Consider the following 19,660-nt stretch of genomic DNA (forward strand, 5'->3'; position numbering starts at 1 on the left):
GCGACGGCCGCGCGGCGCGTGCGACGGCCGCGCGGCGCGTCGAGCCGCCGCAGGGCGAGACCGAGCAGGGCCTCGCGGCGATCTGGCGCGACGTGCTCGGGCTGGGTGATGTGGGACACGACGTGGGCCGACACGACAACTTCTTCGAGCTCGGCGGCCACTCGCTGCTCGCGACCCAGGTGACCGCACGCATCCGCCAGGCCCTCGACCGCGGCTTCGTGCTGCGCGCGGTGTTCGAGCACCCGGTGCTGCACGAGCTGGCGCGGGCGATCGACGCCGGCCGCGCGCCGGTCGCGGCGACAACGCCCATCACGCGGCTGGCCGGCGACGGCCCGACGCCGCTGTCGTTCGCACAGGAGCGCATGTGGCTGCTGCACGAACTGGCGCCGGACAGCTCGGCCTACAACATGCCGGTCGCGCTCCGCCTGCACGGCGTGCTCGACCGCAACGCGCTGGAGCGTGCGCTGGACGCGCTGGTGCAGCGGCACGAGACGCTGCGCACCACCTTCGCGATGATCGATGGCCGCCCGATGCAGACGGTGAAGCCGCACCAGCCGGTCGCGCTGCCGTTCCACGACTTGCGCGCGCAGGGTCGCCAGGCCGAGGAGGCCGCGATCGCACTGGCCACCGACACCGCGCGCGCCTACTTCGACCTGGTGCATGGGCCGGTCTTCCGCACGCTGCTGGTCCAGGTGGCCGACGACGAGCATCTGCTGCTGCTCGCGATGCACCACATCGCCGGCGACCAGTGGTCGTACGGCGTGCTGGGCCGCGAACTTGCCGAGGCCTACGCCGCGTTCCGCCGCGGAGGCGCACCGACGTGGCAACCGTTGGCGGTGCAGTACCGCGATGTCGCGGTGTGGCAGCGCGAGCGCTTCCAGGGCGAGGTGCTGGAGGCGCAGCTCGGCTACTGGCGCCGGCAGCTCGACGGCGTGGCCCCGCTGTTGCTGCCGACCGACCACCCACGGCCGACCATCCTCTCGGACCGCGCCGCCTGGCATGCCGACGTGCTACCCCCCGCGCTGATCGCGTCGCTCGAAGCGTTCAGTCGCAGCCACGGCTGCACGCTGTTCATGACGCTGTTCGCCGCGTACGTGACGCTGCTGCACCGCTACACCGGGCAGGCCGACATCGCGGTCGCGGTGCCGATCGCGAACCGCGAGCAGCGCGAGGTCGAAGGGCTGGTCGGCGGCTTCATCAACACGCTGGTGCTGCGCAGCACCTGCGGCGACGACACCGCGTTCAGCGAGCTGCTGGCGAACGTGCGCACGACGGCACTGGAGGCGTATGCGCACCAGGAGCTGCCGTTCGCGAAGCTGGTGGAAGAACTGCGGCCGATGCGCGGGCCCGCGCTGCCGCCGCTCGCGCAGGTGCTGTTCACGCTGCAGAACGCGCCGATGAGCGGCATCGAGTTCCCCGGCCTGCAATGGGAGCCGGTCGCGATCGATCGCGCTGCGGCGCCGTTCGAGCTGGGGCTGTACATCGAGGCGGCCGTCAGCGGCAGCGTGCTGTTCGAGTACTCGACCGAGCTGTACGACGAGCCGACGATCCGGCGCATGGCGGGGCACTACCGCGCGCTGCTCGAAGCGCTGGTGGCGGCGCCTGCGGTGTCGTCCTCCATGGCGCTGGCGAAGCTGCCAATGCTGACGGCCGACGAGCAGCGTTGGTTGCTGGTCGAGATGAACGGCACGGCGGTCGCGCATGCCAGCGATGTTTATCCACGCCTTTTCGAGGCCCAGGTCGCCCGCAGCCCGGCGGCCGAGGCGGTGCGCTACGAAGGCGCGTCGCTGACCTACGCGGCGCTGAACGCCCGCGCGAACCGCGTGGCCAACCGGCTGCGCGCGATGGGCGTCGGCCCGGGGCAGTTGGTCGGCGTGTGCCTGCAGCGCTCGCTCGCGCTGGTGGTGGCCTTGCTCGGCGTGCAGAAGGCGGGCGGGGCCTACGTGCCGCTGGACCCGGGCTTCCCGGCCGAGCGGCTCGCCTACATGCTGGAAGACAGCGGCGCGACCGTGCTGGTGGCGGGTGGCGATGCGGCCGACGGCATCGCGCTGCCGCCCGGCGTGCAACTGCTGGACGTGCTGGCTGATGCGGTTGCGCTGGGGGCCGGCAGCGAGGACAACCTCGCGAGCGCGCCCGCGCCGGGCGACCCGGCCTACGTGATCTACACCTCCGGTTCGACCGGCCGGCCGAAGGGCGTGGTGGTTCCGCATGGTGCGCTCGCGAACTTCCTGCATTCGATGCGGCGCGAGCCGGGGCTGCAGGCCGGCGACGTGCTGGCTGCCGTGACGACGGTGTCGTTCGACATCGCCGGGCTGGAGCTGTACCTGCCGTGGCTGGTGGGCGCGCGGGTCGAGCTGCTGTCGCGCGAGACGGCGGCCGACGGCATTGCACTGTCGGCCGCGCTGGCGGCGAGCGGCGCGACCGTGCTGCAGGCGACGCCGGCCACCTGGCGGCTGCTGATCGAAGCCGGCTGGACCGGCGGGCCGGGCTTCCGCGCGCTGTGCGGCGGCGAGGGGCTGCCGCGCGAGCTTGCTGATGCATTGCTCGCACGCGTCAGCGAGCTGTGGAACCTGTACGGCCCGACCGAGACGACGGTGTGGTCGACCGCCGAGCGCGTGATCGGCGGCGGCGCACCGGTCACGATCGGCCGGCCGATCGACAACACGCAGGTGCATGTGCTGAGCCGCGCCGGCGAGCTGCAGCCGGCCGGCATCCCGGGCGAGCTGTGGATCGGCGGCGCGGGCGTGGCGACCGGCTACCACCGGCGGCCGGAGCTGACGGCCGATCGCTTCGTCGCCGACCGCTTCTCGATCCAGCCCGGCGCGCGCCTCTACCGCACCGGCGACCTCGGCCGCTGGACCGCACAGGGCCGGCTGGAGCACCTGGGGCGCATCGACCACCAGGTGAAGATCCGCGGCTTCCGCATCGAGCTCGGCGAGATCGAATCGGTGCTCGCCGGGCACGAGGCGGTGCGGCAATCGGTGGTGATCGCGCGCGAGGCCGGGCCGGGCGACCTGCGGCTGGTCGCGTATGTCGTGTACCAGGCCGGCGAGGACCTGACCGTCAGCGAGGTGCGGCGCCACCTGCGGCGCGAGCTGCCGGACTACATGGTGCCGTCGCTGGTGGTCGCGCTCGACGCGATCCCGCTGACGCCAAACGGCAAGGTCGACCGCGCGGCGCTGCCGGACCCGTTCCGCAACGCCGCGCCGGTGGCGGCCTACGAGGCGCCTGCGCCGGGCCTGGAGCGGCTGCTGGCCGATGTGTGGCAGGAGACGCTGCAGATCGAGCGGGTGGGCGCCGAGGACAACTTCTTCGAGCTGGGCGGGCATTCGCTGCTGTCGCTGCGCGTCGCGGTGGCGGTGGAGCAGCGCACCGGCTGGCGCATGGATCCGCGCGTGCTGTTCTTCCAGAACCTTCGCCAGATCGCGGCTGCGGGCGCCGCGCATGTTTCAGATCACTTGCCCAGCACATGAACCCATTCTTCTTCGGCACGCGGCAACGGCGGCTGTTCGGTGTCTACAGCCCGGCGCGGGCATCGGCTTCCGGCAGCGGCACGAAAGCCGTGCTGCTGTGCCCGCCGTGGGGACAGGAGTACCTGCGTGCCCACCGCGCGATGAAGCAGCTCGCGACGCTGCTGAACCAGGCCGGCGTGCACGTGCTGCGCTTCGACTGGTTCGGCACCGGCGATTCGGCCGGCGAGATGCTGGACGCGAGCCTGGCCGGCTGGCAGGCCGACATCGAGACCGCGATCGACGAGCTGAAGGACACGACCGATGCGGCGCGCGTCGGGCTGGTGGGGCTGCGGCTCGGCGGCACGCTGGCGGCGGGCGTCGCGGCGCGGCGGCGCAAGGATGTCGACAGCGTGGTGCTGTGGGACCCGGTGGTGTCGGGCGAGGGGTATTTGAAGGAGCTGCTGGCCGATGCGCCGGCCCGCAAGCCGGAGCACGGCGGCGGGTACGAGGTGATGGGCTTCGCGCTCGGCGACGCGATGGCGGCGGAGCTGCGTGGATTGGCGCTGCCGGCAGCGGAGTTGCCGGCGCGCACGCTGGTGATTCGATCGGTGCCGGGTGAGGCCATCGGACCTGTGCCGGTCGAGCAGGTCGAGGGCCAGCCCGCGTGGCTGGAGGACCACCATTCGGGGGCCGGCGCGGTGCCGGTGAAGGTGTTGCAGCGCATTGCGCAGTGGTGGAGCTGACCGTGAACGAACGCGTGAACGATCGACCGGTGACGGAGCAGGTGCTGCTGATGGGGCCGCGCAAGGCGCTGGTGGGCATCGTGACGCCGGTCGCCGAGGGCACGTCGGCGTCGCCGGAGCGGCCCGTGGTGGTGGTGCTGAACTCGGGAATCATCCACCGCGTCGGCGCGAACCGGATGACGGTGCAGCTGTGCCGGCGGCTGTCGCAGCACGGTGTCGACGCGGTGCGCTTCGACCTCTCGGGGATCGGCGACAGTGAGCCCCGCGACGACGGGCTCGGGCTGCTGGAGGCGAGCCTGGCCGACATCAAGGAGGCGCTCGACACGCTGGAGACAGCGCGGGGCTTCAAGCGCTTCGTGCTGGTCGGCCTGTGCTCGGGCGCGGACCACGCGGTGGTCTACGCGGGGCGTGATCCGCGCGTGACGGGCCTGGTGCTGCTGGACCCGTCGATCCCGCACACGCCGCGCTACTACCTGAACCACTACGCGCGGCGCGCGACGCGGCTGAGCAGCTGGATGAACATCGCGCGGGGGAAGCACCCACTGTGGCAGGCGCTGGGGCAGCGCATGGGCGGGGCGAGCCACGCCGAACCGCCGGAGGAGGGTGCGCGTGCGGACCTGGATTCGCCCGAAGCGCGCGCCTTCCTGTCGAACGCTTACGCGGCGGCGCAGCGCTCGGGCAACCGCTTCCTGGCGGTGCTGACGGCCGAGCGGGAAGATTTCCACAACTACCGCGAGCAACTGCTGGATGCATTCCCCGACGTGCCGTTCGGCGACCGGCTGCAGCTGGAGTACCACGAGGACACGGATCACACGTTCACCGCGGAGGCGAATCGGGAGCGGGTGATCGCGGGGATCGTGGGGTGGGTGCGTGCTGCCGCGTGAGACCGAGGGTCATGTCTGCGGCAAGCGCTTGAAGGTGTCGGACCAGGTCTGCGTCTGCTTCGCGATGAGTTCTGACAACCCAGGCAGGCGCCGGGCCACCGCATCCAGCGACGCCAGCGTCGCGACCGTCAGCTCGCACAGCTGAACGGTGCGCTCGATGATCCGGGCCTTCGGCATGCCGCACCGCGTGCCGAAGTCCAGCAGCCCCAGCCGCGCTGCGAAGAAGCTGCGGTTGCCCTCCAGGTTCAGCGCCAGGCTGTCATCGGCGATGTAGAGCCGCGTGCAGACGATGTCGTAGGCCGGTGCCATGCGCACCGCGCCGCTCACGCTGTCGTACAGCACACCGAAGTTCTTCATGTGCGCATCGCCGTTGCCGAGCATGCACGACAGCGCGACCATGTCGAACAGCTGCTCGCGCGCGGCGGGCAAGTTCTCCGGCGAGCAGTACAGGTGCAGCAACCGCAGCACGAGTTCGTAACTGCCGACGTACTTCTGGTCGGCGGCGCGGCCGGCCAGGGCCAGCATGTCCTCGAAGCCGAGAATGCGCCCGTCGGGCGGCCGGTCGAAGCGTCGCATCACGAACAGCTCGCCGTCGTCGGACAGGTGGAATTCGGGCACCGGAACGCCAGCCTGCTTCACGATGCTCATGCAGACGAATTCGTTGATCGCGAGACCGGGGAATTCGCCGAGGCCTGACTTGACGATGAGTTCGGAGGTGGGCAGCGCGGCCTTGAAGTCCGGCTGCATGTCGTCACTGGCGCGCTCGGGGACGAGCACCTTTGGCTGCACACCGCTCAAACCGGTGCGCATCAGGTAGTTGTCGACGAGTCGAGCGAAGAGCTCCCGGGACCCCCCATGGGCAAGCAACTCGGCCAGGGATTCGCCTTGCATGGGCGCTTCGCTTGCGGGCTGTCCTTCGAGCGTGAAGCGCAACCGGCCGATGGGTGCCTGCGACCCGATCACCGTCAGCAGAAGTAGCGGATCGAGCCCGGTGGTCTTCGCGAGTCGATTGCGCAGTTGCTCCAGCACGAAGCCTTCCGGCATGTTCATCTGGAAGATCGGATGCAGCGACGGGAATTCGTAGGGCCTGGCGCGCAAAGGCATGCCCAGCGCCGGTGCCGTCTCGGCTGTCGCATCGGGTGCGAAAGAGAACAGGTAGTCGCCATCGCGCTGCAAGACGCCGGACAGGCCTTGCGGGGTGTGAACCAGCACCTTGGCGAGCGATTCACTCATCGATGTCTTTCAACAGCGCACCGATCTCGTCCAGCGTCGGCCGCTGCGATGCCGCCACCTGGAGTTGAGCGCCGAGTGCGGCTGCAACCCTCGCATACGACGAGGCGGCGACCCCGGGTCGCCCCGCTTCGACGTGGATGACCTTCAGGCGTGGGATGCCGGCGATATGCGCCACGTCGACCAGCCGCAGGCCGCGCTGCTTGCGCATCTCCTGCAGCGCGTGCCCCAGCGCCACCAGATTGACCGAGAAATCGCCCATGGAAGTATCATAATCGATACTTCATGCGTATAAAGTATCAAATTCGATACTTAGTGAAGCTCTGAAACGCCTCAGAACTCCAGGTTGTCGATCAGCCTTGTCTGCCCCAGCCGGGCCGCGCCCAGCACGACCAATGCGCCGGCCTTGTCGCCGCTCTCGGGCGGCAGCAGGTCGGCGCGCCGCCGCACCGTCAGGTAGTCTGGCTGCCAGCCGCGCGCGGCCAGGTTCGCCATCGCCTTCGCCTCGAGCTGCGCGAGCGGCTCACTGCCCGCGGCAAAGCCCTCCGCCAGCGCCCGCAGGCTGCGCGACAAGGCCACCGCCTCCGCCCGCTCCGCCGCGCTCAGGTACCCATTGCGCGACGACAGCGCGAGCCCGTCGTCGGCCCGGCTCGTCTCCCCGGCCTCGACCGTGATCGGCAATGCGAACTGCTGCGTCATCTGCCGGATCACCATCAGTTGCTGGTAGTCCTTCTTGCCGAACACCGCGACGCGCGGCTGCACGCACGCGAACAGCTTCATCACCACCGTGCACACGCCGGTGAAGAAGCCCGGCCGGAAGTGCCCTTCGAGGATGTCGGCCAGCGCCGCGTCGGGCACCACCTTCACCGTCTGCGGCTGCGGGTACAACTCGCGCTCGTCGGGCGCGAACACGATGTCGCAGCCGGCGCCCTGCAGCAGCTCGCTGTCGCGCGCCAGCGTGCGCGGGTAGCGGTCGAAGTCTTCATGCGGCGCGAACTGCAGCCGGTTCACGAAGATGCTCGCCACCACCGGCAACCCATGCCGCCTGGCCTGCCGCACCAGCGCCAGGTGGCCTTCGTGCAGGTTGCCCATCGTGGGCACGAAGGCGCACGCACCGGGCGCTCCGAGGGCCGCGCGCAGGTCGGCGATCGTGTGGACTGTCTTCATCGATGGATCAACCCGGGAGCGTCAATAACCGTGGAGCGTGTCGTCGGGAAAGCGGCGGGCCTTCACATCGGCCACATAGCGCGTGATCGCCTCGCCGATGCCCGCGCTGCCGTCCATGAAGTTGCGCACGAAGCGCGGCAGCTTGCCCTGCGTGATGCCGAGCATGTCGTGCAGCACCAGCACCTGGCCCGAACAGGCCACGCCGGCGCCGATACCGATCACCGGGATGTCGAGCGCGTCGGTGATCTGCTTCGCCACCGCGGCCGGCATCAGCTCCAGCACCAGCATCGCGGCGCCGGCCTCGGCCAGCTCGCGCGCATGGCGCAGCAGCGTGGCCGCGGCCTCGTCGTCGCGGCCCTGGATGCGGTAGCCGCCGAGCGCATGCACCGATTGCGGCGTCAGCCCGAGGTGCGCGCACACCGGGATGCCGCGCTCCACCAGGAAGCGCACCGTCTCGGCCGTCCAGCCGCCGCCTTCGAGCTTCACCATCTGCGCGCCGGCCTGCATCAGCACCGTCGCACTCGCCAGCGCCTGCGCCGGCCCCTGCTGGTAGCTGCCGAACGGCAGGTCGCCGATCAGCCATGCGCCACGGTTGCCGCGCGCGACGCAGCGCGTGTGGTACGCCATCTCGTCGAGCGTCACCGGCAGCGTGCTCGCCTGGCCCTGCAGCACCATGCCGAGCGAATCGCCGACCAGCAGGCAGTCGACGCCGGCCGCATCGAGCAGCCGCGCGAAGCTGGCGTCGTAGCAGGTCAGCATCGCGATCGGCTCGCGGGCCGCATGCATCTCGCGCAGCTTGTGCAGCGTCACCGCCTTGCGGCCGGGCGCGGCGTCCTGGGCCGGGTGGCTGCTCATGCCGGCCGCATTCCCAGCTTGTCGAGCAGCGCGCGGTCGGCCTGCACGTCGGGGTTGCCGGTGGTCAGCAGCTTGTCGCCATAGAAGATGGAATTGGCACCGGCCGTGAAGCACAGCGCCTGCACCGCTTCGCCGAGCGCCTGGCGGCCGGCCGACAGCCGCACGCGGGCCTTCGGCATCGTGATGCGCGCCACCGCGATCGTGCGCACGAACTCCAGCGGGTCGAGCGGCACCGTGCCGTGCAGCGGCGTGCCTTCGACCTGCACCAGGTTGTTGATCGGCACCGATTCCGGGTACGGGTCGAGGTTGGCCAGCGCGCCGATCAGGCCGGCGCGCTGTGCCCGCGTCTCGCCCATGCCGACGATGCCGCCGGCGCACACCTTGACGCCGGCGCCGCGCACGCGCTGCAGCGTGTCGAGGCGGTCCTGGTACTGGCGGGTGCGCACGATGTCGCCGTAGAACTCGGGCGCGGTGTCGAGGTTGTGGTTGTAGTAGTCGAGGCCGGCGTTCTGCAGCTGTTCGGCATGGCCGTCTTCCAGCATGCCGAGCGTCGCGCAGGTCTCGAGCCCCAGCGCCTTCACGGCGCTGACCAGCTCGGCCACCTTCTCGATGTCGCGGTCCTTCGGGCCGCGCCATGCGGCACCCATGCAGAAGCGCGAGGCACCGGCCTCTTGCGCGCGGCGCGCGGCCTCGAGCACGGCTTCGGTCTCCATCAGCTTGCCGGCTTCGACGCCGGTGTCGTAGCGCGCGGCCTGCGGGCAGTAGCTGCAGTCTTCGGGGCAGCCGCCGGTCTTGATCGACAGCAGCGTCGAGAGCTGCACCTCGGTCGGGTCGAAATGCTCGCGGTGCACCGTCTGCGCACGGAACATCAGCTCGGTGAACGGCAGCTCGAACAAGGCTTCGATGTCGGCCACCTGCCAGCGGTCGGTCGGCGCGGTCTGGGGGGCAGCGCGGGTGACGAGGTGGACGGGTGCTTCGTGGATCGTCATGAATGTTCTTTTCTAGGCGGGTTGATAGGCGAGCCGCACGTAGATCGGCGCGAACGCCTCGGCCTGCGTGATCTCCAGCAGGTGCTCGCGCGCCAGCTCCAGCATCGCGATGAAGGTCACCACCAGCACCTGCGGTCCGCGGGTCAGGTCGAAAAGCTCCTCGAACATCGCGAAGCGGCGGCCCTGCAGCCCGCGCAGCACGATGCTCATGTGCTCGCGCACGCTCAGTTGCTCGCGGGTGATCGTGTGGTGCTGGTTCAGCTTGGCGCGCTTCAGGATGTCGGCCCAGGCGGCGCGCAGCTCGTCGATCTCGACATCGGGAAAGCGCGGCGTCAGCGATTGCTCGATGGTCACCTGCGCGCGCAGGAAATCGCGGCCCAGCACCGGCAGGCGATCGAGCCCGGCCGCGGCCAGCTTGATCTGCTCGTACTCCAGCAGCCGGCGCACCAGCTCGGCGCGCGGGTCCTCGGGCTCCTGGCCCTCGGCGACCTTCTTCGGCGGCAGCAGCATGCGCGACTTGATCTCGATCAGCATTGCCGCCATCAGCAGGTATTCGCTGGCGAGCTCGAGGTTGGTCTTGCGGATCTGCTCGACATACGCCAGGTACTGGCGCGTCACGCTGGCCAGCGGGATGTCGAGGATGTTGAAGTTCTGCTTGCGGATCAGGTAGAGCAGCAAGTCGAGCGGGCCTTCGAAGGCCTCGAGGAAGACCTCCAGTGCATCCGGCGGGATGTACAGGTCGGTCGGCATCGTGAACAGCGGCTCGCCATACAGGCGGGCCACCGCCACGTGGTCGACCACGTGCGGCGCTGCCGCATCGGTGGCGGCCTGCGCCAGGGCGTCTTCGCTCACGGGGTGCCCGTTCGGTGTCGCGGTCCGGCCCGGGTCAGTGCCCGGTCTGGTAGACGTAGGGCTGTTGCGGCACCTGGGATTCGCGGGACTCCTTCAGGGCGTCGCGGTCGACCGGCTTGTCCCACAGCAGCTGGCGGCCCTTCAACATCCGGTCCGCGAGCGTCGGGTCCTTGGCCTTCAGCTCCTCGATGAACGAGGTGGTGTCGGACTTGTAGGCTTTCCAGAAGAGCGGCATGGTCGGGGCCAGGTGAAGCAAGGGAGGGCGGATTTTAGCCGGCCTCGGCCGCGACCTATGATCTGCCTCTACAACGACGCAGTCTGGTGCGATGTCCGAACGCGATGACGATGTGCCGCGGGTGAGCGAAACGCTGGACCGCAGGGTGATGCAGTTCTCGGACGCCGAGGTCCAGAGCCGCATGTGGCTGCGCGACCCCGATGCGCTCGACCTGGAGTACACCCGCCTGATGATGGGCTTCCTGCTGTTCGCGGGCAGCGCGCAGCGCATCGCGATGATCGGGCTGGGCGGTGGCTCGATCGCCAAGTTTTGCCACCGGCACCTGCGCCGCACGCGGCTGGAGGTGGCCGAGGTCAACCCCGAGGTGCTGACCTTGCGCGAGCGCTTTCACTTGCCGGCGGATGACGAGCGGTTGGCGGTGCAACTGGTCGATGGCGCCCGGTTCGTTCGCGATGCCCCGGTGCGCTTCGATGCGCTGCTGGTCGATGGCTTCGACCGGCACGGCCTGCCGCGGCAGCTGTGCTCGCAGCGCTTCTATGACGACGCGGCCGATGCGCTGCAGCCGGGCGGCGTGCTGGTGGCCAACCTGCACGCCAACCATGCCGAGCAGCCGGTGTGGCTCGCGCGCATCCGGCACAGCTTCGGGCACGAGCCGCTGGTGGTGCATGACGATGACCGCAGCAACTGCGTGGTTTTCGCGTGCCGCGGCGGGTTGAAGCCGGCGCGGGGGGCGCCGCGCTGCCCCGTGGCGTTGTCGGCCTCGGGCTGGCCGGCGCTGTCGGCCGCTTTCCTGAAGATCGCTGCAGCGGCGCGCGGCGCGGCGCCAGGCTGAGCTCAGGCTTCTTGCCGGCGCGTATCGGTGCCCAGCTTCAGGAAAGTGTGCGGCTCGCCGACCAACCAGCGCGCCAACTGGTCCAGCAGGTCGGAGTTGACCAGCTCGGCTGCGAAGCTCACGGTCACCGTTTCCAGGCTGTCCAGGTTGCTGACCTTGAAGGCGACGGTGCCCTGGTCGTGATCGGGGAGCAGGCGCACCATCAGCGCGATGTCGGCGACGAAGCTGAAGCGCACCTCTTCGAGGCGGCCGCTGTCGGGATGCCGCACCCACTGCGTGTCGGCAGAGATGCCGGCTTGGCGCAGGCGCGCCTCCAGCCGTTCGATTTCGGGCGGAAAGTCCTTGCGGATGCTCAGTGTGAGGCCCGATTTCTGGACCGCATGGATGACCACGTGATCGAACACCTCCTGGCCACGGTGCTCCTTGCGCCGCGCATCGACGCGGAAATCGCAGCGCGTCAGGCCGTCCACTGGCGTGGTCTTGTCGAACGAGAAGCGCACCGGCGGGCGCGGCAACAGCACGTTGAGCTGGGGCGCGAGGTCCATCCAGTAGTGCCACGTCGTCTTGCAGGCTGCTTCGACCGCCGCGGCGTTGCGCGCCAGCGCCGCGGTGTCGATCGTCTGCTGAGTCTTCAACGACTCGGCCTGACGCTTCAGGTCGTCCAGAAATCCCACGGTGTTCCTCCCTCCACTGCGCGCGCAGCATAGCGCGCAGGGCGCTGCGTGTCGTTCATCCCGATGGGGGATGCCGCGGCGCCGTCAGCGCACTCGCAAGCCCGGCGCCGCCCCCGGCCACGGCTCCAACACATACAGCCCCGGGTGCGCCTTCTCGTCGGCGTGCGAGGCCGCCAGCACCATGCCTTCGCTGAGCCCGAACTTCATCTTGCGCGGCGCCAGGTTGGCCACCATCACGGTGAACTTGCCGACCAGGTCCTCGGGCTTGTAGGCCGACTTGATGCCGCTGAAGACGTTGCGCGTCTTCGCTTCGCCGACGTCGAGCGTCAGGCGCAGCAGCTTGTCGCTGCCCTCGACCGCCTCGCAGGCGACGATCTTCGCGATGCGCAGGTCGACCTTCGCGAAATCGTCGATCTTGATCTCGGGCGCAAGCTCCTCGCCACCCGGCGGCGGCAGCGCGATCACCGGCGGCTCGAGCAGCTTGTCGAGCAGCGCCGGGTCGACGCGCTGCATCAGGTGCTTGTAGTCGCCGATCGTGTGGCCGCCGATCGCGCGCATCGCATCGGCGAACACCATCGGCTCCAGCCTCAGGAAGGCCTCGACCTGCGCCGCCAGCGTCGGCAGCACCGGCTTCAGGTAGATGGTCAGCACGCGGAAGGCCTCGATGCAGACGCTGCACACGTCGTGCAGCACCGCCTCTTGCCCGGCCTTCTTCGCGAGGTCCCAAGGCTTGTTCTGGTCGACGTACTCGTTCACCCGGTCGGCCAGCAGCATCACCTCGCGCAGCGCCTTGCCGTACTCGCGTTCCTCGTAGAGCTCCTCGATCGCGCGGCGGTGGTTGCGCAGGCCGTCGAGCAGCGCGCGGCCCTCGACGCCGAGGTCGGACGACAAGCGCCCGTCGAAGCGCTTGCTGAGGAAGCCGGCGGCCCGGCTCGCGATGTTGATGTACTTGCCGACCAGGTCGGAGTTGATGCGGGCGATGAAGTCGTCGGGGTTGAAGTCGATGTCCTCGACCTTCGCGTTCAGCTTGGCGGCGATGTAGTAGCGCAGCCATTCGGGGTTCAGCCCGACCTCGAGGTACTTCAGCGGCGAGATGCCGGTGCCGCGGCTCTTGCTCATCTTCTCGCCGCCGTTGACGGTGATGAAGCCGTGCACGTTGACGTGGTCCGGCGTCTTGCGGCCGCTGAAATGCAGCATCGCCGGCCAGAACAGCGTGTGGAAGTAGGTGATGTCCTTGCCGATGAAGTGCACCTGCTCGACCGCCGGGTCGGCGAAGAACGCGTCGTAGTCGCGCCCGGTCTTGTCGAAGTAGTTCTTCAGCGACGCGAGGTAGCCGACCGGCGCGTCGAGCCAGACGTAGAAGTACTTGTCGTCGGTGTCGGGGATGCGGATGCCGAAGTAGGGCGCATCGCGGCTGATGTCCCAGTCGGCCAGGCCGCCGTGGCCGTGCTCGTCGACGGCGAACCATTCGCGGATCTTGTTCAGCACCTCGGGCTGCAGGCGGCCGGGCGTGTGCGTCCAGTCCTTCAGGAACTCGATGCAGCGCGGCGACGACAGCTGGAAGAAGTAGTGCGCACTGCTCTTGAGCACCGGCGTGGCGCCGCTCAGCGCCGAGTACGGGTTCTTCAGCTCGGTGGGGGCGTAGACGGCGCCGCAGTTCTCGCAGGAGTCGCCGTACTGGTCCTTGGTGCCGCAGCGCGGGCATTCGCCCTTGATGTAKCGGTCGGGCAGGAACATCGCCTTCACCGGGTCGAAGAACTGCTCGATCGTGCGCTCGGCGATCAGGCCTTCCTTGCGCAACGCGAGGTAGATGTCCTGCGCGAGCTGGTGGTTCTCGGGCCCGTCGGTGGAGTGCCAGTTGTCGAAGCCGATGCTGAAGCCGTCGAGGTACTGCTTGCGGCCGGCGGCGATCTCGGCGACGAACTGCTGCGGCGTCTTGCCGGCCTTTTCGGCGGCGATCATGATCGGCGCGCCGTGGGCGTCGTCGGCGCAGACGAAGTGCACCTCGTTGCCGACCATGCGCTGGAACCGCACCCAGATGTCCGCCTGGATGTACTCCATCATGTGCCCGATGTGGAACGGCGCATTGGCGTACGGCAGGGCGGTGGTGACGAAGAGCTTGCGGGTCATCGGAGGCGTCCGGGTCAACGAGGGGAAAGGGGCGATTCTAGGCTTGACGGTCCGAGGGAGAAGGGGTGTGGGCTAGACTGCCGGCCGCCACCCGACCGCCTGCCATGACCATCACCGAATCCGCCCTCCTGGCCGCCCTGCAAACCGTCAACGACCCGCTCACCGGCAAGGACGTCGTCGGCGGCCGCCAGGTGAAGAACCTGCGCATCCAGGGGGCCGACGTGAGTTTCGAGCTGGAGCTGGGCTACCCCGCGAAGAGCCTGCATGCGGCGCTGCGCGAGAGCCTGCAGCAGGCGCTGCGCACGCTGCCGGGCATCGGCAAGGTCGACGTGGAGATCGCCACCCGCATCACCGCCCATGCGGTGCAGCGCGGCGTGCAGCTGCTGCCGAACGTCAAGAACATCGTCGCGGTGGCGTCGGGCAAGGGCGGGGTCGGCAAGAGCACCACCGCGGCCAACCTGGCGCTGGCGCTGGCGGCCGAGGGCGCGAAGGTCGGCATCCTCGACGCCGACATCTACGGCCCGAGCCAGCCGATGATGATGGGCCTCGAAGGCCGCCCGGAGAGCGCCGACGGCAAGACGATGGAGCCGATGCGCAACCACGGTGTCGAGGTGATCTCGATCGGCTTCCTGGTCGAGCGCGACAACGCGATGATCTGGCGCGGACCGATGGCCACGCAGGCGCTGGAGCAGCTGCTGCGGCAGACCAACTGGGGCGACCTGGACTACCTGATCGTCGACATGCCGCCCGGCACCGGCGACATCCAGCTGACGCTCTCGCAGCGCGTGCCGCTGACCGGCGCGGTGATCGTGACGACGCCGCAGGACATCGCGCTGATCGACGCGCGCCGCGGCATCAAGATGTTCGAGAAGGTCGGTGTGCCGATCCTGGGCATCGTCGAGAACATGGCGGTGCACGTGTGCAGCAACTGCGGGCACGTGGAGCACATCTTCGGGGCCGATGGCGGCAAGAAGATGGCGGCCGAGTTCAACATGGACTACCTGGGCGCGCTGCCGCTGGCGCTGTCCATCCGCGAGCAGGCCGATTCGGGCAAGCCGACGGTGGTGAGCGATCCCGACGGCGAGACCGCGGGGCTCTACAAGGCGATCGCACGCCAGATGGCGGCGAAGATCGCGCAGCGGTCGAAGGACTTCTCGTCGAAGTTCCCGACCATCTCGATCTCGAAGACCACCTGAGGGCGGCGGATGCGCTGGATTCCGATCGGAACGATGGCTTTGCTGGCGGCTGCGTCCTGCGCCGCAGCACCCGAGGACGAGGGTGCGGCCCGAGCCGCCTGGGCGCGCAAGCTGCAGGATTTCCAGCAGTGCAAGGCAGGGCAACGAGCGCCGAGCTATGGGCCGGCGGCGTCGGGTGCTGCGGCGAAGAAGCCTGCTGTGTGCGTCGACCCGGGGCCGTTCGTGCCGCCACGCGCGGCGTCGGCGCCGACCAAGGGCTGAATCAGCGCTTCGTGAACACCAGGTCCCAGACCCCGTGGCCGAGCTTGAGGCCCCGGTTCTCGAACTTGGTCAGTGGGCGGTAGGCGGGTTTCGGGGCATAGCCCTCGGCTGTGTTGGCCAGCGTGGGCTCGGCCGACAGCACCTCCAGCATCTGCTCGGCATACGGTTGCCAATCGGTCGCGCAGTGCAGGTAGCCGCCGGGGGCCAGGTGCGCGGCGAGCTTCGCGACGAACGGCGCCTGGATCAGCCGGCGCTTGTTGTGCTTCTTCTTGTGCCACGGGTCCGGAAAGAACACGTGCACGCCGGCCAGCGAGCCGGGCGCGACCATGTGCTCCAGCACCTCGACCGCGTCGTGCTGGACGATGCGCAGGTTCGCGATCTCCTTCTCGCCGATCTGCTTCAGCAGCGCGCCGACGCCGGGCGCGTGCACCTCGACGCCGAGGAAATCGGTGCCCGGCAGCGCCTGCGCGATCGCCGCGGTGGCGTCGCCCATGCCGAAGCCGATCTCCAGCACCAGCGGTGCGCTGCGGCCGAACGCGGCCTGCGGGTCGAAGCGCTGCTGCGAATACGGAATCACGTAGCGCGGGCCGAGCGTCTCGAGCGCGCGCACCTGGCCGGGGCCCATGCGACCGGCACGCAGCACGAAGCTCTTGATGCCGCGCGGCGGAACGGTGGGGTCGGAGGGGGAGGTCATGGCAATTCGGCGGGCATGCCTCGCAGGCAGGGGGCCGAATTGTGCCCGAGCACGCGCTAGAATCCGCCCCGCTGCGGGTGTAGTTCAATGGTAGAACGGCAGCTTCCCAAGCTTCATACGAGGGTTCGATTCCCTTCACCCGCTCCACTGCCCGATTTTCCTTGACCGATGGGCCCTCAGTTCCGTGCCGCAGGCTAAGTTGCGGCGACGGACTCCGCCACGAAGGCGGCGTAGGTGCGCAGGGGGCGTCCCAGGATCGCCTGCAGACGATCCACCGCGCCGTCCTCGCCACGCATGCCGAGCTTCTGGATGCCGGCCATCATCAGGCGCATGTCGTAGGCCAGCCAGGCGGGGCCGAACGACGCCATCTGTCCTTCGAAGGCTGCCACGTCGTCGCCTCCGTAGGCGACTTCGCGGCCCAGGGCAGAACTCCAGATCTTTGCCGCGGAAGTGCCCGTCAGCGCTTGCGGACCGACCACGTCCAGCGTCACTCGCGCAAGCGGTGCAGGGGCCCTGTCGCGGCGCAACAGCTCGGCGACGGCGAGGTCGGCGATGTCGCGCGCATCGATCATCGAGACGCCGGCCGAGCCGATCGGCATCGGATAGACGCCATAACCCTGGATCACCTGCTGGACCGTGCCTTCGTTCTGCATGAAGTAGGCCGGGCGCAGGACGGTCGCCGGCATGTCGAGGCCGTCGATCATGCGCTCGACCGTGTACTTGCTCGTGAAGTGCGGCACGTTCGTGTACTTGTCCGCGTGGATCACCGACAGGTAGACGACGCGCTCGATGCCGGCCTCGCGCGCCAGGTTCAGCGCGATGAGGGCTTGCGTCACCTCATCGGGCGTCACGGCGTTCAGCAGGAACAGCGTTCGCACCGACGACAGCGCTGCACGCATCGAGGGCACGTCGGTCAGGTCGCCGACCACTTCGGTGACGCCTGCGGGAAAGCTGCGCTTGCCCTGCTGGCGAACGAGGGCCTTGACCTCGGCGCCGGCGTCGGCAAGGCGTTGAACGATGAGGGAACCAATGGTGCCGGTGGCACCGGTGACGAGGATGCTCATGTGAATCTCCAGGAAATGTTGGATCAGAGGGAGAAGTCCGCGACGACCTTGCCGGTGCGCGAGGCGGTGCGATTGCGTTCGATGGCCGCAGGGAGGTCGTTGAAGCCGACCACCTCGCTGACCGGCGACTTCAGCGTGCCGGCGGCGACATCGGCCGCCAGCGTTTCCAGCAGTGCGGTGTCCGACTTGTTCATGAACCACAGGCCGCGGCGGCCCGCCGGCGTGCGCGCCAGGATGTCGGGGGACGAGGTGCCGACGATCGCGCCGGTCGGCGTCAGAACCTGCCATGAGCGATCGAGGACTTCGCCTCCGACGTAGTCGAGCACCAGGTCGATGTCCCGGGCGATGTCCTCGAAGCGCTGCGTCTGGTGGTCGATGACGTGGTCGGCGCCGAGGCTCTTCACGTACTCGACATGAGCAGTGGCCGCCGTCGCGAAGACTTCGGCGCCCGCCCGTTTCGCGTACTGCACGGCATGGCCGCCGAGCCCGCCCGCCGCGCCGTGGATCAGGATCCGCTGGCCAGGGAGGATCGGACCCGCGTGATGCAGGCTCTGCCAGGCCGCGACGGCTGCCACGGGAATGGCGGCCGCCCGGACATCGTCGAGGCCTTCGGGTGTGCGAGCCAGGTTGCCTTCGGCGACTGCCACGACATCGGCGTAGGCGCCGAGCCTGCCCAGCGGACCCATGACGCGGTCGCCGACGCGAAAGCGGGAGGCGCCGGGGCCGACGGCCTCGACCACGCCCGCCAGTTCGATGCCCAGCACGGCCGGCAGTTGAAGCGGGAAGGCATCCCGGACGTAACCCTCGCGGACCTTCCAGTCGATGCCGTTCACGCCGGCGGCCCGAACCCGGACCAGGACCTCGCCGTGCCCGGCTTCCGGCCGGGCGATCTCGGCCACCTCGGCGACGCTGGCGCCTCCATAGGCCCGGATCAGTACAGCGCGTTGTTGAGTGGTGCTCATTTGAAGTTCCTCGTATCAAGTTGCGATGACGAGAAGATAGGCCGTTGCACCATTAAAACGAAGACGCCAAAATGTAGATACACCGTTTCAAATATGGAACACCATGGATCTGAACGCATTGGCCGATTTCGCGCTTGTCGCGACGAACGGAGGGTTGGGCAAGGCGAGTCGTGCCAGCGGCAAATCGAAGGCGACCTTGTCCCGGCGCATCTCGGACCTGGAAGAGCAGCTCGGCGTGCGACTCATCGAGCGCAGCGCCCGCGGGCTGAAGCTCACCGAAGCCGGCGATCTGTTGATGGCTCGAACCGAAGGGCCGATTCACGAAGTGGCCGAAGCCATGACCGCGGCCCGGGAGGGGGTGTCAATGCCTCGCGGACGCCTGCGTGTCGCCTCGCCTGTGCTGTTCTCGCAACTGGCGATGGGGCGGATCAGTGCGGAGTTCTGTGCGGCCTACCCGGAGGTCACGTGCGAGGTGGTGGCCGAGGACCGCCTGGTCGACCTGGTCGAGGAGCAGTTCGATGTTGCCATTCGCATCAACCCAAGCCCGGACAGCAGCTTGGTGGGGCGGTGCTTCGCCAAGGACCGGCTGGTTGTCGTGGCTGCACCCTCGGTGCCGATGCCCGACCCGGGTGCGGTCAGGGCCGTTCCCGGCATCGTGTCCACCAGCTTCCAGCCGACCCATTGGAAGCTCGACGATGGACGCCTGGTCCTGGACCCCATCCCGAAGCTGAGGCTGTCCTCGTTCCTGATGATCCGCGACGCTGCCGTCGCCGGCGCTGGCGCGGCCCTCATTCCGCAGTCCATCGCATGGAACCAGCTGACTCGAGGCGAGTTGGTTCAGTGGGGAACGGTCTCGGGCGTGGAGACCGCGCTGTGGGTCTTGCACACATCGAGACGCCTGCCTGCGCCGAAGGTCCGGGCGTTCGTGGAGTTCATGTGCAACCGATATCCGGAGGAATCGCTTGTACTGATGGGATAGAAGCTCGCGCGGAACTTGGCCGAACTTGTCGGTGTGATGTCCCGGGGGATTTCTTTCGCAGTGTCGACGTCAGCGCCCGCTATTGGCCGACGGTTTATGTTCGCGACATCACTGCAAGCATCCGGTCGCTGGCGGGGGCGTCACCTCTCGACGGCCGCTTCCGGGGCACGGGGCGGAGGGGTGCAGTCGGCCAGGTGCGGGCTTTCGCCAATGACCGTTTTCGAACGGCTCGACGTCAAGTTAGAGTGACCGCCTTTGACCAAGGACGCACTGAATGCTGCCTCTGTTCGACACGAAGTGGGCCGCGCTGCGCGGTGGCTATCGAGTGCCATACGATCCATCGGCTGCTCTTTCAAAGCTTGGGCAGGGTCACGACACTTGGGACGAACTCTGGAGTGAACTTCATCATCAGGGTGATGTGGGAGAGGCTTCGTATGCGGCCGTACCGCACCTTGTCGAGA

19 protein-coding genes, 1 tRNA gene and 1 pseudogene are annotated in these 19,660 nt (G+C 68.8%); 9 read left to right on the forward strand and 12 right to left on the reverse strand.

The window, feature by feature from the left end; all coding sequences use genetic code 11:
• The 3 genes from ACXJLU_RS28160 to ACXJLU_RS28170 form a co-directional block, all read left to right on the forward strand.
• Positions 1-3,473 (forward strand): amino acid adenylation domain-containing protein (locus ACXJLU_RS28160; protein ID WP_457336706.1); only part of this gene is annotated, 3,473 nt, incomplete at its 5' end.
• A complete protein-coding gene (locus tag ACXJLU_RS28165; protein WP_457336708.1) occupies positions 3,470-4,195 on the forward strand; it encodes an alpha/beta fold hydrolase in 726 nt (241 codons plus the stop codon). The genes ACXJLU_RS28160 and ACXJLU_RS28165, both read left to right, overlap by 4 nt.
• A gap of 2 nt (positions 4,196-4,197) precedes the next feature.
• A complete protein-coding gene (locus tag ACXJLU_RS28170) occupies positions 4,198-5,079 on the forward strand; it encodes an alpha/beta fold hydrolase (protein WP_457336710.1) in 882 nt (293 codons plus the stop codon).
• 9 nt (positions 5,080-5,088) lie between these two features.
• Here ACXJLU_RS28170 and ACXJLU_RS28175 read toward each other — a convergent pair whose 3' ends face one another.
• The 7 genes from ACXJLU_RS28175 to ACXJLU_RS28205 all read right to left on the reverse strand — a co-directional run bounded on the left by ACXJLU_RS28175 (position 5,089) and on the right by ACXJLU_RS28205 (position 10,407).
• Complete coding sequence (locus ACXJLU_RS28175) at positions 5,089-6,312, reverse strand: type II toxin-antitoxin system HipA family toxin (protein WP_457336712.1); 1,224 nt, start codon at positions 6,310-6,312, stop codon at positions 5,089-5,091.
• Positions 6,305-6,571, reverse strand: coding sequence for a helix-turn-helix domain-containing protein (locus ACXJLU_RS28180; RefSeq protein ID WP_457336714.1), 267 nt, complete (start codon positions 6,569-6,571; stop codon positions 6,305-6,307). Before ACXJLU_RS28180 ends, ACXJLU_RS28175 begins: the two co-directional genes overlap by 8 nt.
• A 71-nt stretch (positions 6,572-6,642) precedes the next feature.
• Complete coding sequence (gene panC / locus ACXJLU_RS28185) at positions 6,643-7,476, reverse strand: pantoate--beta-alanine ligase (RefSeq protein ID WP_457336716.1); 834 nt, start codon at positions 7,474-7,476, stop codon at positions 6,643-6,645.
• A 21-nt stretch (positions 7,477-7,497) separates the two neighbouring features.
• Entirely contained in the window at positions 7,498-8,331 is an 834-nt protein-coding gene (panB, locus tag ACXJLU_RS28190) for a 3-methyl-2-oxobutanoate hydroxymethyltransferase (protein WP_457336718.1), read from the reverse strand.
• The gene (bioB, locus tag ACXJLU_RS28195) at positions 8,328-9,320 is read right to left on the reverse strand and encodes a biotin synthase BioB (RefSeq protein ID WP_457336720.1); all 993 of its coding nucleotides are present in this window, start codon (positions 9,318-9,320) and stop codon (positions 8,328-8,330) included. Before bioB ends, panB begins: the two co-directional genes overlap by 4 nt.
• A gap of 12 nt (positions 9,321-9,332) precedes the next feature.
• The gene (locus ACXJLU_RS28200) at positions 9,333-10,172 is read right to left on the reverse strand and encodes a segregation and condensation protein A (protein ID WP_457336722.1); all 840 of its coding nucleotides are present in this window, start codon (positions 10,170-10,172) and stop codon (positions 9,333-9,335) included.
• A gap of 34 nt (positions 10,173-10,206) precedes the next feature.
• Complete coding sequence (locus ACXJLU_RS28205) at positions 10,207-10,407, reverse strand: DUF3460 family protein (RefSeq protein ID WP_457336724.1); 201 nt, start codon at positions 10,405-10,407, stop codon at positions 10,207-10,209.
• 91 nt (positions 10,408-10,498) lie between these two features.
• Between ACXJLU_RS28205 and ACXJLU_RS28210 the strand changes: the two genes are divergently transcribed.
• Positions 10,499-11,239, forward strand: coding sequence for a fused MFS/spermidine synthase (locus tag ACXJLU_RS28210; RefSeq protein ID WP_457336726.1), 741 nt, complete (start codon positions 10,499-10,501; stop codon positions 11,237-11,239).
• Positions 11,240-11,241: 2 nt separating this feature from the next.
• Here the strand turns inward: ACXJLU_RS28210 and ACXJLU_RS28215 are convergent, their stop codons facing one another.
• Together ACXJLU_RS28215 and metG are read right to left on the reverse strand one after the other, a co-directional pair.
• Positions 11,242-11,913, reverse strand: coding sequence for a hypothetical protein (locus ACXJLU_RS28215; RefSeq protein WP_457336728.1), 672 nt, complete (start codon positions 11,911-11,913; stop codon positions 11,242-11,244).
• A gap of 84 nt (positions 11,914-11,997) precedes the next feature.
• On the reverse strand, positions 11,998-14,043 hold the full coding sequence (metG, locus tag ACXJLU_RS28220; RefSeq protein WP_457336729.1) for a methionine--tRNA ligase: 2,046 nt from the start codon (positions 14,041-14,043) through the stop codon (positions 11,998-12,000).
• Positions 14,044-14,147: 104 nt separating this feature from the next.
• On the opposite strand from metG, the gene apbC reads away from it, so the two are divergent.
• Complete coding sequence (gene apbC, locus ACXJLU_RS28225) at positions 14,148-15,239, forward strand: iron-sulfur cluster carrier protein ApbC (RefSeq protein WP_457336731.1); 1,092 nt, start codon at positions 14,148-14,150, stop codon at positions 15,237-15,239.
• 9 nt (positions 15,240-15,248) lie between these two features.
• Positions 15,249-15,500: a hypothetical protein gene (locus tag ACXJLU_RS28230; protein ID WP_457336733.1), complete on the forward strand. Its 252-nt coding sequence runs from the start codon at positions 15,249-15,251 to the stop codon at positions 15,498-15,500.
• Between the two features lies 1 nt (position 15,501).
• Here the strand turns inward: ACXJLU_RS28230 and trmB are convergent, their stop codons facing one another.
• Positions 15,502-16,194, reverse strand: a complete 693-nt coding sequence (gene trmB / locus ACXJLU_RS28235) for a tRNA (guanosine(46)-N7)-methyltransferase TrmB (protein ID WP_457336735.1) — start codon at positions 16,192-16,194, stop codon at positions 15,502-15,504.
• A gap of 73 nt (positions 16,195-16,267) precedes the next feature.
• Here trmB and ACXJLU_RS28240 point away from each other — a divergent pair.
• Positions 16,268-16,341: transfer RNA gene (locus tag ACXJLU_RS28240), tRNA-Gly, on the forward strand.
• Positions 16,342-16,388: 47 nt separating this feature from the next.
• Here ACXJLU_RS28240 and ACXJLU_RS28245 read toward each other — a convergent pair.
• Positions 16,389-17,258: an NmrA/HSCARG family protein gene (locus tag ACXJLU_RS28245; protein ID WP_457336737.1), complete on the reverse strand. Its 870-nt coding sequence runs from the start codon at positions 17,256-17,258 to the stop codon at positions 16,389-16,391.
• Between the two features lie 23 nt (positions 17,259-17,281).
• Positions 17,282-18,220 (reverse strand): NADP-dependent oxidoreductase, encoded by a 939-nt coding sequence (locus ACXJLU_RS28250; RefSeq protein WP_457336739.1) that lies wholly within the window; start codon positions 18,218-18,220, stop codon positions 17,282-17,284.
• 103 nt (positions 18,221-18,323) lie between these two features.
• Between ACXJLU_RS28250 and ACXJLU_RS28255 the strand changes: the two genes are divergently transcribed.
• Together ACXJLU_RS28255 and ACXJLU_RS28260 are read left to right on the forward strand one after the other, a co-directional pair.
• Positions 18,324-19,199, forward strand: a complete 876-nt coding sequence (locus ACXJLU_RS28255; protein WP_457336741.1) for a LysR family transcriptional regulator — start codon at positions 18,324-18,326, stop codon at positions 19,197-19,199.
• A gap of 274 nt (positions 19,200-19,473) precedes the next feature.
• Positions 19,474-19,660: pseudogene (locus ACXJLU_RS28260) on the forward strand (hypothetical protein); the annotation flags it as partial.

Source organism: Rhizobacter sp. P5_C2, assembly GCF_054049715.1.

Excerpts from the sequence above, each read along its gene's own strand:
- ACXJLU_RS28165 (WP_457336708.1), top strand. The coding sequence starts at position 3,470 with ATGAACCCATTCTTCTTCGGCACGCGGCAACGGCGGCTGTTCGGTGTC.
- ACXJLU_RS28175 (WP_457336712.1), bottom strand. The coding sequence starts at position 6,312 with ATGAGTGAATCGCTCGCCAAGGTGCTGGTTCACACCCCGCAAGGCCTG.
- ACXJLU_RS28180 (WP_457336714.1), bottom strand. The coding sequence starts at position 6,571 with ATGGGCGATTTCTCGGTCAATCTGGTGGCGCTGGGGCACGCGCTGCAG.
- panC (WP_457336716.1), bottom strand. The coding sequence starts at position 7,476 with ATGAAGACAGTCCACACGATCGCCGACCTGCGCGCGGCCCTCGGAGCG.
- panB (WP_457336718.1), bottom strand. The coding sequence starts at position 8,331 with ATGAGCAGCCACCCGGCCCAGGACGCCGCGCCCGGCCGCAAGGCGGTG.
- bioB (WP_457336720.1), bottom strand. The coding sequence starts at position 9,320 with ATGACGATCCACGAAGCACCCGTCCACCTCGTCACCCGCGCTGCCCCC.
- ACXJLU_RS28205 (WP_457336724.1), bottom strand. The coding sequence starts at position 10,407 with ATGCCGCTCTTCTGGAAAGCCTACAAGTCCGACACCACCTCGTTCATC.
- ACXJLU_RS28210 (WP_457336726.1), top strand. The coding sequence starts at position 10,499 with ATGTCCGAACGCGATGACGATGTGCCGCGGGTGAGCGAAACGCTGGAC.
- apbC (WP_457336731.1), top strand. The coding sequence starts at position 14,148 with ATGACCATCACCGAATCCGCCCTCCTGGCCGCCCTGCAAACCGTCAAC.
- ACXJLU_RS28230 (WP_457336733.1), top strand. The coding sequence starts at position 15,249 with ATGCGCTGGATTCCGATCGGAACGATGGCTTTGCTGGCGGCTGCGTCC.
- trmB (WP_457336735.1), bottom strand. The coding sequence starts at position 16,194 with ATGACCTCCCCCTCCGACCCCACCGTTCCGCCGCGCGGCATCAAGAGC.
- ACXJLU_RS28245 (WP_457336737.1), bottom strand. The coding sequence starts at position 17,258 with ATGAGCATCCTCGTCACCGGTGCCACCGGCACCATTGGTTCCCTCATC.
- ACXJLU_RS28250 (WP_457336739.1), bottom strand. The coding sequence starts at position 18,220 with ATGAGCACCACTCAACAACGCGCTGTACTGATCCGGGCCTATGGAGGC.
- ACXJLU_RS28255 (WP_457336741.1), top strand. The coding sequence starts at position 18,324 with ATGGATCTGAACGCATTGGCCGATTTCGCGCTTGTCGCGACGAACGGA.